At 35.3% G+C, this 15,132-nt stretch carries 13 protein-coding genes; 6 read left to right on the top strand and 7 right to left on the bottom strand.

Annotated elements, in window-relative coordinates; all coding sequences use genetic code 11:
- Position 1 precedes the first annotated feature (1 nt).
- The 4 genes from B9A52_RS17930 to B9A52_RS17915 all read left to right on the top strand — a co-directional run bounded on the left by B9A52_RS17930 (position 2) and on the right by B9A52_RS17915 (position 5,338).
- Positions 2-1,753: a restriction endonuclease subunit S gene (locus tag B9A52_RS17930; RefSeq protein ID WP_084121763.1), complete on the top strand. Its 1,752-nt coding sequence runs from the start codon at positions 2-4 to the stop codon at positions 1,751-1,753.
- Positions 1,754-1,767: 14 nt separating this feature from the next.
- Positions 1,768-2,337, top strand: coding sequence for a 3'-5' exonuclease (locus tag B9A52_RS17925; RefSeq protein ID WP_084121762.1), 570 nt, complete (start codon positions 1,768-1,770; stop codon positions 2,335-2,337).
- A gap of 9 nt (positions 2,338-2,346) precedes the next feature.
- On the top strand, positions 2,347-3,354 hold the full coding sequence (locus B9A52_RS17920; protein ID WP_084121761.1) for a BT4734/BF3469 family protein: 1,008 nt from the start codon (positions 2,347-2,349) through the stop codon (positions 3,352-3,354).
- 145 nt (positions 3,355-3,499) lie between these two features.
- Positions 3,500-5,338, top strand: coding sequence for a reverse transcriptase/maturase family protein (locus B9A52_RS17915; RefSeq protein WP_084121760.1), 1,839 nt, complete (start codon positions 3,500-3,502; stop codon positions 5,336-5,338).
- Between the two features lie 23 nt (positions 5,339-5,361).
- Here the strand turns inward: B9A52_RS17915 and B9A52_RS17910 are convergent, their stop codons facing one another.
- From B9A52_RS17910 to B9A52_RS17895, 4 genes are all read right to left on the bottom strand, one after another.
- Positions 5,362-6,090 (bottom strand): DUF5131 family protein, encoded by a 729-nt coding sequence (locus tag B9A52_RS17910; protein WP_084121759.1) that lies wholly within the window; start codon positions 6,088-6,090, stop codon positions 5,362-5,364.
- 6 nt (positions 6,091-6,096) lie between these two features.
- Positions 6,097-7,218 (bottom strand): three-Cys-motif partner protein TcmP, encoded by a 1,122-nt coding sequence (gene tcmP, locus B9A52_RS17905; RefSeq protein ID WP_084121758.1) that lies wholly within the window; start codon positions 7,216-7,218, stop codon positions 6,097-6,099.
- A gap of 425 nt (positions 7,219-7,643) precedes the next feature.
- The gene (locus tag B9A52_RS17900) at positions 7,644-8,645 is read right to left on the bottom strand and encodes an IS110 family RNA-guided transposase (RefSeq protein ID WP_084121757.1); all 1,002 of its coding nucleotides are present in this window, start codon (positions 8,643-8,645) and stop codon (positions 7,644-7,646) included.
- Positions 8,646-9,043: 398 nt separating this feature from the next.
- A complete protein-coding gene (locus B9A52_RS17895; protein ID WP_084121756.1) occupies positions 9,044-10,009 on the bottom strand; it encodes a YheT family hydrolase in 966 nt (321 codons plus the stop codon).
- 82 nt (positions 10,010-10,091) lie between these two features.
- Here B9A52_RS17895 and B9A52_RS17890 point away from each other — a divergent pair, with 82 nt between their 5' ends.
- Positions 10,092-11,429, top strand: a complete 1,338-nt coding sequence (locus B9A52_RS17890; protein ID WP_084121755.1) for an amidohydrolase — start codon at positions 10,092-10,094, stop codon at positions 11,427-11,429.
- A gap of 502 nt (positions 11,430-11,931) precedes the next feature.
- Here B9A52_RS17890 and B9A52_RS17885 read toward each other — a convergent pair.
- From B9A52_RS17885 to B9A52_RS17875, 3 genes are all read right to left on the bottom strand, one after another.
- Positions 11,932-12,621 (bottom strand): TIGR04283 family arsenosugar biosynthesis glycosyltransferase, encoded by a 690-nt coding sequence (locus B9A52_RS17885; RefSeq protein ID WP_084121754.1) that lies wholly within the window; start codon positions 12,619-12,621, stop codon positions 11,932-11,934.
- A 7-nt stretch (positions 12,622-12,628) separates the two neighbouring features.
- On the bottom strand, positions 12,629-13,231 hold the full coding sequence (locus B9A52_RS17880; RefSeq protein WP_084123583.1) for a DUF6134 family protein: 603 nt from the start codon (positions 13,229-13,231) through the stop codon (positions 12,629-12,631).
- A gap of 229 nt (positions 13,232-13,460) precedes the next feature.
- Positions 13,461-14,090, bottom strand: a complete 630-nt coding sequence (locus B9A52_RS17875; protein WP_172805238.1) for a TIGR04282 family arsenosugar biosynthesis glycosyltransferase — start codon at positions 14,088-14,090, stop codon at positions 13,461-13,463.
- A 315-nt stretch (positions 14,091-14,405) separates the two neighbouring features.
- On the opposite strand from B9A52_RS17875, the gene B9A52_RS17870 reads away from it, so the two are divergent.
- Positions 14,406-15,041, top strand: coding sequence for a peroxiredoxin (locus B9A52_RS17870; protein WP_084121752.1), 636 nt, complete (start codon positions 14,406-14,408; stop codon positions 15,039-15,041).
- Positions 15,042-15,132: the final 91 nt, after the last annotated feature.

Below are 15,132 nucleotides of genomic sequence, written 5' to 3'. Positions count from 1 at the left end.
CATGCAGTTATTAGAACATTTTAAAGAACTGACCCTGCATACCAAAAACGCAGAAGAGCTGAGAGGGTTAATTTTGCAATTGGCTGTGCAGGGGAAGCTGACAAAGAAATGGCGAACCGAGAATCCAGATGTGGAGCCGGCTTCGGTTTTGATGGAAAGAATTAAGGATGAGAAAGAAAGACTTATAAAGGAAAAGAAAATCAAAAGAGAGAAACCGCTTCCCAACATTGAGGAAATGGAAATCCCTTATAAACTACCGAAGAGTTGGGTTTGGTCAAGGTTAAATGATGTTTGTGAATATATTCAAAGGGGAAAATCACCCATTTATTCTGACATTCAAAAAATACCTGTCATCTCACAAAAATGTGTTCAGTGGAGCGGATTTGATATATCAAAAGCAAAATTTATTAGTGAAGAATCTCTAAAAAAATATGGAGAGGAAAGGCTTCTTCAAATCGGTGATTTATTGTGGAATTCTACCGGAGATGGTACTATTGGTCGTGTAATAACTTTTCCAGGTTCCAGCTTTGAAATTGTTGTTGCAGACTCCCATGTCACAGTAGTTAGAGGCCTCAAAAATTTTATCGAACCCAATTATTTATGGCTTTTTACCGGAAGTCCATTAATCCAGAATTTGTTAGCAGGTAGAGTTTCAGGAAGCACAAAACAAACTGAACTTGCAACAGGTACTGTGAAACTAATGGAATTTTCCCTCCCTCCCCTCGAAGAACAAAAAACCATTGTAGAAGTAGTCAATCAATTGTTTGCAGAAGTGGAGCAATTGGAAGCTTTGACAAAAGAGCGGATTCTGCTTAAATCAGACTTTGTGACTTCTGCCTTGAATCAATTGACCCAAGCCGCAGAACAGGATACCGCAAGTCAGTGGACATTTTTACAGCAACATTTCGGCACCTTCTTTACCGAAAAAGAAAACATCAAAAAACTTAGGGAGGGTATTTTGCAATTGGCGGTTCAGGGGAAGTTGACTCGAGATTGGCGTGCCCTTCGACAAGCACAAGGAACGCCAATCAAACATGCTTCTACCCTACTTGAAAAAATCAAGGCTGAAAAAGATCAATTGATCAAGGATGGGAAGGTTAAAAAAGAAAAACCGTTGCCAGAGATTTCGGAGGAAGAGATTCCTTATGAATTGCCGGAGGGTTGGGTTTGGTGTAGGTTGGGGGATATTACTACTATTAAAGGAGGTAAGAGACTACCTAAAGGACATGTTTTGACTCTTGAAAATACTGGACGTGTTTACATTAGAGTAACAGACATGAAAAATGGCTCTATTGATGATTCTAACCTACACTTCATCTCAGAGGAAGTATTTGAGCAGATAAGCAATTATATAATTGAAAAAGAAGATTTGTATTTGACTATTGTTGGCGCAACAATTGGAAAATTGGGATTGGTTCCTGAAAAGTTTCATAGAATGAATCTTACCGAGAATGCGGCTCGAATAATCAAGTATCAAATTGATAAAGAACTTTTGTATTACTTCATGGTTTCGTATTTTGTGCAGAATCAGTTTTTTGACAAAACAAATCAAGTAGGAGTTCCTAAACTAGCTCTTCATAGAGTTGCAAAAACGTTGCTTCCGCTTCCACCCTTGGCAGAACAAAATGTAATCGTACAAAAAGTCAAAGCATTAATGGGCTTCTGTGATAGGCTAGAAAAAGAAATAGAACAAAATACACAACAGCTTGAGAATTTGATGAAGAGTTTTTTAAGGGAGGTTTTTGAGAATTAAAATAAATAAAATTTATGTACTTATTTTTTGACACAGAGACAACAGGGTTACCTAAAGACTATAAAGCTGAAATAACGGATTTAGACAATTGGCCAAGATTGGTTCAACTCGCATATTTAATTTATAGTCCAGATGGAAAATTGGAAATAGAAAGAAATTACATAATAAAACCACAAAACTTCAATATACCAGAGGAAGCAACCAATATCCACGGAATTACTACAGAAAATGCGCTAAACAATGGAAAAGAACTTGGTCATGTTTTGCTTGAATTCAACGATTTCCTTAAATCAGCTGGTTACCTTATTGCTCATAATCTTCAATTCGACAAAAACGTTGTAGAAGCTGAATTTCTTCGAGTTAAGATGGAAAATAGTCTTAATCAAAAAAAACAAATTTGCACAATGCTAAGAACCACAGAATATTGTGGGCTTAGGAATCATCACGGATCAAAATGGCCAAAACTATCAGAATTATACTTCAAGATATTTAATAAGAACTTTGAAGGAGGGCATGATGCATTTGAAGATATAAAGGCAACTTCAAAATGCTTTTGGGAATTAAAAAAGCAAGGTGTATTATAATTTTGAAAAATGGAAAATTTATTAGACAGAAAAGTTTCAGTACAAGCCAATACTTGGTCGACAAAAATTAGTAGCAGCACAATTAGGGAAATTCTTGAAATTATTAAGTCTACAAAATATAAGAGAGTTACAGAATTCCTGCGGGAAACATTAGCAAAGGACCCAAAAATATATAAAGCTGAAAAAATGAAGTTACATGCAGTGACTTTTAATGCCTCCTTTATTGGAAGCAGGAAAATTGATAATATTGATAAGTATAATAGTTTGATAGTTATTGATATTGACAAGTTAGATGATGATCAAATAGAATCAGTTTATAATAAACTGGCTTCCGATAAATATGTATATTCATTTTGGATGTCTCCATCTGGAAGAGGTTATAAAGGGTTAGTATCTATCAACTATACCTTTGATATTTCAAATTATGATTTAACTATAGCCCATAAACATGCTTTTTCAAGTTTGAATAAATATTTTTCCGATGCTCACAATATTGAACTGGATATTAGTGGAAGTGATATCCCTAGGCTATGCTTTATTTCTTATGATCCGGATTTAATAATTAAAAATGAATTATGTGCTTTCACCATAGATAATGAGATTGAGTTTGAGCAAAAAAGTAAAAAAGAAAATACAACTTACAGAACTAATAAAACCATAAAGCATATACAAAATATACCTGGAAAAAATAATCCATTTCATAGAAAAGAAATAAACTCAATAATTAGATTTCTCGAAAAAAACAATAAATCAATCACTGGCGACTATTATAATTGGTATAGAGTTGCAATGGCCATTGCAACTACATTTAATTTTGATATTGGGCTGAAAATATTTGTGAGATTGAGCATGCTTGACAAAGATAAATTTAATTTTGAAAATTGTGAATCTTTCTTAATAGAATGCTATATTTCCAATAAAAACCAAATTAAAATAAACACAATACGATTTTTAGCAGAAAAAGAAGGTTATCCTTCAAAAAAATTGGGAGAAGAGAGTAGAGAGGCATTGTCTTGATAGTTTATCAGGACAATGCAAGTTTCATCCTCGGAGCCGGAAAGCTGCAAACCAGAGGACGTAAAGCAGCACTGATTATGTCAGTATCTTTGGAACAATTTATGTTTTTCACAGCTACTATTCTTCTCCCTTTAAATTTAGCGACATGAAAAATTTTGAAGACTATTTTTCCAGACAAGAAATCATTGAAAGATTATGTAAAATAAGAGTAAAGATCGCTAATAATAGAAACAAGAAGCATTTAATACACCAATTAACAGAATCAAAATCATTTAACTACCATACCAAAGAGAAAACTCTAATTAATTCTAAAACTTCTGATTTAAAATCAGAATTCTCTAGATACCAAAGAGATTTATTAATTCAACTTAATGAAATACTACCTCCAAGAAGAAAATGGGTTAGATTAGGGAGGAATTCACGTTTAAAAAGTGATAATACCCCATTAAGTTCAACAGATAAAAATTTATTGTCTTTAAAAAAAACTATATCAAAATATGAGAGTAAGTCTTCTAAAGAGTCATGGTTTATTAGTCTAAATGAATTTATTGAGAATATACAATATTCAGTTTTGCATAATTCAGTAAGTATTTCATCACCAATTGTTATTCCAAAATTAAAGGATGAAAAAATTAAAGGAACGTCTCTTGATCCATTTAAAAAAAATATTTGCAGGCCTTTATGTCTATTTTCATTAAAAGATAGAATTATACTTAGTATCGCAAATAAATTTCTTACAATGCTTTTTGATAATTATTTTTTAAAATCTTCTTATGCATTCCGTTCAATCAAAAACATAGACAAAACAGCAACTTTAAGCCATCATGATTGTATTGATGAGATTTTGAATGTTAGAGAAAAAGCAGGTAAAAAGCCACTTTGGGTTGTAGAATGTGATATGGAAAAGTTTTTTGACACCGTCAACCATTCTATCATAAGGAAATTATATAATAAATTATTAATAAAGGCTAAATCTGATTTCCCTTCGACTAATGTTGATTTAGCTAATAATATATTTTTTGAATATTTGTCAAGCTATTGCTTTAATAAAAATGTACCAAAGTCTTCTGATTTGGAATATTGGAATAGTTATGATATTCCAAATGGGGAATTTGGTTGGGTTGGAGAGCAATTATTGAACTTGGGATATTATAAAAATTTGACTATCCCTAGAATTGGTATTCCTCAAGGAGGGGCTCTTAGTGGTCTAATTGCAAATATTGTATTACATGAAGCAGATAAAAGAATGGAATCATTAAATATTAATTATTTAAGATTTTGTGATGACATGTTAATTTTAGCTCCATTAAAAAGAGAAGCTAATTTGGCCAAGAAACTTTATATAAATTCCTTACAATCATTGAAGTTAGTTCCACATAATTTCCCTCAAAATGATATCTATTATCGAAATTTAATTTCAAAGAAAAATATTGCTGAGTTATGGAAGAAAAAATCAAAAGGACCCTATAAATGGGCTTCTCCAAAAGATTTGGGATTTGCTTGGATAGGTTTCGTTGGATATGAAATAGAATACAATTTAAATTTAAGAGTTAGGAAAAAATCTCTCAAGAAGGAATTGTCCAAACAAACTGATACTGTTCAGAGAATATATCAAGCTATAAAAACAAATTGCCGACGAAGACCTGGTTATATTTCCGAGTCTACTATTAACAGGTTAATTGGGATGGCAGTTGGAAGAGTAACCTTGAAGAATTATCAAACTATTCAAAATGAGTTATGTTGGAAAAATGGATTTAAAAAATTAACTCCAAACAAGTATTCAATTCAACAAGTGAAACTTTTGGATCGAAATAGAAATAAATTGTACTATGATTTAAAAAAGAACCTTAAAGAGAAAGAGAAAAATAGTGATAGTTTAAGCATTATCTTGGACACCCAAAATCGGGAAGTCATTAATTATGATAAACCATTTAGTTATTATTTTCAGATAATTGAAAGAAGTCAGCAAAATCAGAATGAATAAATAGAATAGTATAATCAAGTTTCCTAAATATACCTCTCCAACTCCACATCAGGCATTTCATCATAAGTTTGCCCATTGAGTTCTCTACCAGCTTTTTTCTTGTTTTTCCCACCCCACTGTTTGAAGAAGAATGCGACTTTTGCATGCTGACATTGTTCCTGAATATCCAATACCCAATCTGGGTTCATAGGTCTTGCTTTATGCCCACTCTCCCCTCCTACAATGACCCAGTCGATACCGTCAAGCTTCATGTTTGGAAGTGGACCAATCAAGGGTTCGCAGGAAAGAAACTTTACCCTGGCACCGGTTAGGCGAAGATAGTCTATTCGGTACAGTACCCTTTCGTCTTCGACAGACACGCCCATCCAAATATTGTGGGACCAAGGCAATAGATTACTGATTTCAGCCAGTCGGTCCGCTCGCTTGGTGAGCACTTGAAAAACATGCTGACCATTGTCATTCATTACCTGAAACACCTTTTGGATAAATTCCAGTGGCACATCCTTGTGAAATAGGTCAGACATAGAGTTCACAAACACTACCTTGGACTTTTTCCAAGTATAGGGTATTCCCAAGGCATCTTCATGAATCCTTACCTTCTTAAATCCATCTTTGTACTTTTCCACACCCATGGCTTTAAGTCGCTTGGTCATGACTTCTGCATAACAGAATTTGCAGCCTGCCGAAATCTTGGTGCAGCCTGTGACAGGATTCCAGGTCAGTTCTGTCCATTCGATAGAGGTTTGTGCCATTTTAGGTCAGGTTAATTGGATGGAAATAAGTTTAGGTCTATCACAATATTCGCTATAATTTATGTAATAAGAGCCCTTTCTGATTTTTTGTCCGTCATTTGATGTCACAATAATTTTATTCTGAGAAGCAAGTCCCTTCAAAACTTCTACCGCATGCGTAGGCCTAAATCCCTGATGAAGGGTAGCTTGATAAATTTCTCCGTTCGATCTCGGTTCTTTCAAAAAGGAGAGAAAGAAACTCTCTAACTTATTGACCTTATCAGCTTTAGTAGGACTAAATAGATTTGGGGCGTCAGGAATCTTATAAGACCATCCCCTACCTTCTTCAGAATCGATTTCCCATTTGGCTTCTAACATTTTGTCAAAGCCGTAAATATGACTGGTAAAGAAGAACAAACAAAAAAATTGATTGACATCTCTAGTAATGATAAAGGTTTCTACAAAGTATTCATCTCCTAAATATTCACGAAATGCTGATTTCAGGTTTTCAATAAAAACAATCCCTGTTGGAGAATTAGGCCAATGTTTTTCAGGAATAAGATCTTCTATAAATGACATAAATGCCTTTGGTCTACCCTTTTTCTCAAACCTAAACATATGATGAGTTGGTAGAAACAATAGTACTTCTGCTTTTTTTGTTTCTAAGATTGACTTAATCTGAGACGCCCTTATATCCTTATATCCATAGGGATCAATAAAGACAAAGGCTTTAGATTTCTTTGATTTGGATATTTGATCCACTACAAGTGGCACAGCGTCGGTATAATCCACGTTTCGGAATCGCAAATCACCAAAAATGGGGTAATGCAACTTTTTGCTTTCTACAATAGATTTGACTTTTTCTGTCTTCCAAGTTTCCAGGTCGTTGAATACACAATCCACTTGGATAATCTTATGCTTGCCAGCTTGATTCCTATAGTAGATTTCTCTGATAGCCTTCAAAAATATGATAGGGCTTCCTTCTCCTCCATTCTCATAAATTCCTTCACCACAAAAAAGATCGTAAAGATTTACTTTTTCAATCCCTTGAGCCCTGCTCAAGATGTTCAGGTATTTTTGAATGTACAGATTGAGCAGCCTTACTTTTACCTCAGAATGCTCAAACATGTTTGACTGTGAATCTTTCATATGCTAAACAATTAGAAAACTTAAACCACCAAATTCTCTTCCTAAAACCTAAAACAAATAGTTCAATAAAAATAAGAATTAAGTTTAAAGCATTATAAAAAATTTAGATATCCTTTAATAATTTGAGATTATTTAATCCAAGATTTAACCAATCTTAAGTAAAATAAAAGAATTTCAAGGTAAATATGCTTGTCCTGAGTCGAACGGAAATAAAAATAATACGTTACAGTGAAGATATCTTTTTCGGCGATAACCGAAAATTGATTGGGTAATAGTTATTAATTAGCGGTAGCTATTTGAGCTATCGTTTTTTTTGTCCTGACCCTCAGAAAAGTTGAAAATTGGTATTATCAGAAAATGTAATAAAAGGTGTGAGGTAATCTTAAACGGGCAAAATACACTTCTCTCCGCGATATTCTTATGGATTAAACAACAGAAGGAATATAAGATTTTTCATATTTTCTATTATCCCTTATCAGGGCAAAAATCCTGTTTATGATTTTGGCTCTAACGGCATTTATTACAGTCATTTTATTCTTTCCCTCAGCAACCTTCCTTTCAAAATATTCTCTAAGCTCTCCTTTCATCTTGATTGCAGAGAGTGCAGCCATATGGAAGAGTTTTTTAAGCTCCTTATTGGCTCTGTTGGACACCTTTTTCCTAGATCTCTGACTTGTACCTGATTCAAAGGAAAATGGAGCAACGCCTACATGACAGGAAAATTCCCTACCGTTACCAAACTTGGTGAAGCCTCGTGTGGCTATGATCGTCTCAGTTGCTACTTTATCTCCTACACCTCCAACTGACAACAATATCTCTTTTTGAATGGTGAGTTTCTCACTGGAGGCGAACTGTTGGTCTATCTGTTTGTCGATAGAATCAATTAATTTGGTTAATGAAAGGATCTGTTTTTTAAGCCTTTTGCTTTTGGCTTTATAAATATCTGAATCAATGTATCCTTCAAAATCCTTTACCTGGGATTTGTATTTAGCCCGGTCCCTTATATACATATCCCTCTCATTACTAAGTGATTTGACTGTTTCAATGACCTTATCATCGAGATTCTGAAGCCTGGCTTTGTCAACATACCGTATCGCATAATCAACTATCCTTTCGGCATCAATTTTATCATTTTTTCTTCTCTGGACACCTGATCTAAGCTTGATTTCTGCTCCGCTTTCCAACCATAATGCAATATTTTGACTTATGCAAAACACTTTCAAAGGATTGGAATAATGGCCTGTAAATTCAGCACAGACAAGAATATCTTCCCATAGACAGCTCTTTTCCAAGTTCTTGAAAAACTTCTTTATGGAAAGTTCTTTGTTTTCAATTTTGAAGTGTTCAATTACCCCATCAGCGGTAATAAGGCAAATGTCTAATGTCAATTTACTGACATCAATTCCAATAAATGTTTTGAATTTCATACTTTAGCGTTTAGATATATTAAATGATAAGAACCGTTACCTAATAACCTTAACAGATGTAAGACTAATATCTTATACAGGTCTTGGTTCTTTAAACCTGTCAGTTCCAAATATCGCGATAGTGCTCTACTCAGGCCATCGATGGATCGCTGACAGGTTTTCAATTATACCACCGTTCTTGGTTTAATACAACTGATCAAATCTAAGGTAACTATCGGGATCGAAGTGACAAGGCAAAGTTCTTTACAGTCTTGAAGACATTTTACAGTTCAAAGGTATAAATCTAAAATCTGTTCTTGGTAGTCACGAGGGCCTCCATTTCTCATGAAGTTTAATTTTTACCCTTAAAAGATATCTTGTGTCTTATGTCTTGCGTCTTGTGTCTCAAGTCTCACATCTCACATCTCTTTCAAAAACTCCAAAAACCTATACTCCGCCCATGTAAACTCCTGACCTTTGACTATAAAACCAGTATGGCCGCCCCTATTGGGCATTTCCAGAAATAGCTGTGGGTGGTTTCTGGCCAAATCTATTGGGTAGCATCTATCCATTAAAAGTGGATCATTCAGTGCATTGATGACCAAGGTGGGTATCTGAATATCTTTTATCCAATTGTCAGCACTTACCGAGTGGTAAAAATCATCTGCATCTTTGAACCCATGGATTTTGGCTGTAAAATGGGTATCGAAAGTATCAAATTCCTTTACCTTTTTCAGTAAATCCAAATCCACCAAACCGGGAAACTGTTGCCCTTTTAAGAACATTTTGGCTTTCAGTTTTCCCAGAAAGCGTTTTTTGTAAAAAGCATTCTTTTTTGCCTTCAAAGTTGCCGCAGAATCGGGTAAGTTGCAGGGAGTGGAATAAACAGCTGCTTTTTTGATTTTTGAATTCAGGTCAAGTCCATTTTCTCCCAAGTATTTCAAGGTTTGCGCACCGCCCATGCTGATGCCTGCCAAGTAATAGGCTTCATAATTTTTGGTCTTTTCCACATGATCAATCACTGTTTTCAAATCATAGGATGCCCCATGATGGTACATGATGGGCTGAAGATTCATTTCACCCCCACAGGTACGGTTGTTCCAAGCCAATACATCATAATCATTTTGATTGAACAATTTGGCCAATCCACGGGCATAATGTCTTTCAGAACTTCCCTCTAAGCCGTGGCTGATGATCAGGAGTTTGTTACTCCCCACATTTGACCAATCCAGATCTAAAAAATCATTGTCCGGTGTATCAATCCTTTCCCGCTGATATTGGACACCGATGATTTTTCTAAAGATGCTGGGAATAATGGTTTCAAAATGACCATTGAAAAGCAATCGTGGTGGATTGGCATAACTGGATTTTTCAATTATCGGCATAATTACTTCAACCTAAAATTAAATCTATACCCCAAAAGAGGGAATTATTTGCTTTATTTGAAAAAGAATAATATAAGATTTTATGAAAGTTTCCCTGTATTCCCTTTGTCTTTTTATCCTGATCGGAATATTTCCAAAGCCTGGATTTTCCCAATCTGTGGATAATTTTATTGACAAAATCTATCCTGAACTGGATCAACTTTATAAAACGCTGCACCAAAACCCGGAACTGTCCCTGCAGGAAAAAGAAACTTCTGCAAGGATAGCCAAGGAACTGAAATCTTTGGGTTACGAGGTAACTGAAAATATCGGTGGCTATGGCGTGGTTGGGGTATTGGAAAACGGGGCTGGTCCTGTTCTTTTAATTCGGACTGATATGGATGCGCTGCCAATGGAAGAAAAAACGGGGCTTCCTTATGCTTCCACCAAAAAAGGAATTTCCAATGACGGGAAGGAAACCTTTATCACCCATTCCTGTGGACATGATATCCATATGAGTGTTTTTGTGGGGACGGCCAAAATGATGGTAGAATACAGACACGCCTGGAGAGGCACATTATTGATGGTCGGACAGCCTGCAGAAGAAAACGGCATGGGTGCCTGGAATATGATGAACGACGGTTTGTACGAACGCTTCCCCCACCCTGATTATGCCATTGCATTACATGATGACCCATTTTTACCGGCCGGAATGCTTGGCTATAAATCAGGCCCATTGATGGCTGGGGTGGATTTGATGAATGTGACGGTTTATGGTGAAGGTACACATGGTGCTGTTCCGGATAAAGGAATTGATCCCATAGTCCTCAGTGCTCAAATGATACAGGCTTATCAGACCATTGTGAGCAGAAGAATATCTCCCATGGATCCGGCGGTTGTTACGGTGGGATCCATTCATGGAGGAACTGTACACAATATCATTCCGGATGAGGTAGTGATGCAGTTGACTCTTCGGTCATATTCTCCTGAAGTAAGGGAAGAAATGATCAGCAGCATCAAGCGAATCAGTGAGCAATATGCCCGGGCAGCCGGTTTATCCGAGGACAAAATGCCATCCTATTGGATCCGTCATCCGTACACACCGGCTTTGATCAATGATGATGAATTGACCCGAAGGATGGTAGATGTCTTTAAAAATAATATAGGTGCGGACAAAGTAAAAGAAGTAAAAGCTCTAATGGTTGGGGAAGATTTTAGCCGTTTTGGTTTACAGGAAAGGAATATTCCGATCAGTATGTTTTATCTAGGTGCTTCTGATCCGGAATTTTTGGAAAAAGCCCAAAGAGAGGGATTGGATGTACCCGGACTGCACTCTCCCTATTTCGCCCCGTTGCCCGAGCCCACTATAAAGACCGGAGTAAAAGCCATGAGTTTGTTTGCGATGGACATTTTGAAGAATGTGGAGATGATGAAAAAATAGAAATTGGTAGATATATTTTGAAATAAATTGAAATATTGTTTGAGATATAAGTGGATATTTTTTTGATATTGATTGATATTTTTTGTGGATTAACAAAGAAATTGACTTTTGAAGAGCTTAAGAGATTCGGGATATTGTGAGATATTAGTTGATAATTATTGATATTATATAGATATTTTTAGGAAACAGAGTAGAAATCAAAGCGGGATACAGGGAGTGGGATAAGCTTGAAATAAATCAAAAAAGGATGAAGCATTCCTGGTAAAATCGGGAAAATTTTGCCCTTCAGGTTTGATGATGGGAAATTATATCGCCGAAGGCATATTTCAACTATATATCACAAACGGAAAAACATTTCTCAAATAGAGAAGATCATTTAATCACCTTAACTTCACAATCCCTTAACCAAGCAACAAATTATGAATGGTACCTTTGCCTCAGTAAATTTTTCTTCATACGTTTGACGATATATAAAAGAGACAGTCCTACTGTCTCTTTTTTTTCATTTAAGCAAGAGTTTGTAATACCATTGTTTTAGCTTTCCGGGAGGTATTTTTAAAAAGAAAAAAGCAAATACAATCAAGTTGGCCAATTGCACCCGCATCCAGGAATTGTTTTCATATTTTCGGGCAGAAACAGTGATTTTTTTGGGTATGACATGGAAGGTATAAGTTTTCTTCAATCTTCTAACAAATTCAAAATCCTCCATGATGCAATAATTTTCATCAAAGCCTCCCAATGTCTCGAATACATCCCTTTTGACAAATAAAGTCTGATCTCCCCCACCCGAAAGAATTCCATTGAATTGCGTAAACCAGGAATTGACTTGCAGCAGTGAATTGTCCGAGTCGAAGGAATAGGCAAAACATCCTGATGGTACTCCCTTCTCCACAACCTCCATAATATCCTCAAAAAAAGTATTCAAAAGTCTGACATCTGCGTGGACGAAATAAAGGATATTCCCTGTAGTATTTCTAGCGCCTAAATTCATCTGACAGGCCCGGGAACTTACTTTCGATGTCACAACCCTAGTGCCAAATTTAAATGCAGTTTCTACTGAATCGTCGCTACTTCCCCCATCCACTACAATCACTTCAAAATCATTTTTCATTTTATGATTGAGAAAAAATGGCAACAATTCCTGAAGATTTTTTGATTCATTCAAAACAGGAATAATAATGCTCAGCTTCATAAAAAAATCATTTTCTTTTGATCATATAATTCTTGACGGGATTATATATAATCGCCTTGTCCAACTTGCCACCAATATAGTAGTACCTATTTTTATGCCCATTTACATCAACTTCGTAATAATCTTTAACTTTTGTCACAGGGGAGGGAAGACCAAAATTTTCAGCTAAAAATTCTTTTACCATTTTTGGTTCCTCGAAAAACAACATGGCTGAACTAAAAAAAAATGGTTTTTTGATCGGACTGTTATTTTCAAATTTATACGTTTTTGCATCCACTTTATAATGATCTTTGTTCCATTGGATGGAGGAGGAAAAATCACCTCTTTTTGAATTTGTGCTGCTGATGGCACTGTAAAGTTGCTTGTTTTTATAAATAGTATTTGATTTATAATCCACCGATATTTTTCCAAAAAACCAAAAACTCACCAAGCTGTTGATCTGATATTTTATTTCATTACCTGTGGTGGTTTTGATGGCGCTCATTTCTCCGATTGAAATCCCTGCAACAGATATATCAAAATTGACCACTTCCTGTCCATTTACCGATGAAGGTTGAAAAAAGAAAGAGATCAAACAAATGGACACGAATCTATTGAGATGTCTTTTCATTCCTTTTAATAAAATATCAATACTGACCAAACTGCTCCAATATAAAGAATATTGGAATTATAGACCAAATTCATTAGATGAATTATAAGTCTATAGGTTTATTGATGTTTTTTGGAATTTTTGAAATTAGAAAATGGGTATTCATTGAAATTATAAGCATGCAAAACGAAAATGCACCTTGGATTCTAATGTATATTTCCAGCAAAATTTTGAATTGACGTAATGGAAATCAACTGTAATGTTCTGAAATGAGATTTTTGAGATTTATCCAATCTTCTTCTGTATCTATATCGGATAGGACAGGTAAAGTAAAATGGGAAATGTTGTCCTGATTTATCCTTTGCAAAGTAATGGGCAAGACATTTTCGGTGCTCCAGGGAATTTGACTGAATAACTGGGGAAGAACTTTGGCCATTCCAATCAGGTAATATCCTCCATCCATTGCAGGCCCGATTACCACTTCATCCTTTTCTAGGGATTTTAAAGCATTTTCTATGATTCCAGGAGTAATTTCAGGACAATCAGTCCCAATCAGAACCGCTTTTGTATAACCAAATCCAAAAATAGTTCTGAAAGCATTTTCCATTCTTTCGCCCAAATCAGAACCCTCCTGAACCATGGTGGCTGTAATATGCTCCTGGAAATTCCCATCCATTTCTTCAAAAGATTCGGAAAAAAACACCCAAATATCAGCATCTCTAATTTCAATGACCTGTCTATAAGTAAAGGCAACCAAATCCCTATAAATCTCCATAGCCTGTTGATGGCCAAGTGAAGCTGCCAATCTGGTTTTTACTTTTCCTTGGATCAGATTTTTTTGAAATATGATAATGGCGTTTTTTGAATTTTTGTTTTTCATGATTTTAGGTAATGGATTGCTTTTGGCAGACATCAGGCAGAAGTTAACTTTTGTTCTATCAATTTTTGGATTAATCTTAAATTACAAGATATTTTTTTCACCATATTTCTTGAGCAAAATGTAAAAGAAACTGATTTACTCAGAATTTTAATTACAACCATACTATTCAATGGCTTGTTTACCGGAAATTTCTTCATTTAAATAATTTATACATTTAGAAAGCCGATTTTTTCCTGCAAATAATCTCTGATTTGAAACTAATCGGGCTGGAATTTTGTATAACCTATTAATTCTATAGACTAAAATAACAAAACTATGTCACTAAGATTAGGGGATATTGCTCCAAATTTTGTCGCGGAGACGACAGAAGGAAAAATTGATTTTCATGAATATTTAGGCGATGGATGGGGAGTCCTATTTTCGCACCCTGCTGACTATACGCCGGTTTGTACTACCGAACTCGGTGCTGTTGCCAAATTAAAATCTGAGTTTGACAAAAGAAATGTCAAGGTATTGGCGCTAAGTGTGGATGGATTGGCTGACCATAAGGAATGGATCAAAGATATCAATGAAACGCAGCACACTATTGTCAACTTTCCACTTATCGCAGATGAGGATAGAAAAGTAGCTGAACTGTACGATATGATTCATCCCAATGCAAGTGAAAAAGCGACAGTAAGATCTGTTTTTGTAATCGGAAATGACAAAAAAATAAAATTGATAATTACTTACCCTGCAAGTACAGGCAGGAATTTTGATGAATTGTTAAGAGTAATTGATTCTTTGCAGTTGACTGCTTATCATTCGGTTGCCACACCGGCCAATTGGAAAAACGGAGAAGATGTGGTCATTGTGCCAAGTATAAAAGATGAGGATATTCCGGCAAAATTTCCTAAGGGACATACAAAAATCAAACCCTACCTCCGTACCACACCACAGCCAAATATATAAGAATCCAATAGCCCTGTTATCACGCAGGGCTTTTCTTTTTTAATTTAATCAGATTACTTTTTTTTGAAATTTTATTACTTAATTGGCTGCC

Origin of the sequence: Aquiflexum balticum DSM 16537 (genome assembly GCF_900176595.1) — a bacterium.
GTDB classification, from domain to species: domain Bacteria; phylum Bacteroidota; class Bacteroidia; order Cytophagales; family Cyclobacteriaceae; genus Aquiflexum; species Aquiflexum balticum.
Note: the sequence above shows the minus strand (reverse complement) of the source record. Positions and strands in the feature narration are given on the sequence as shown.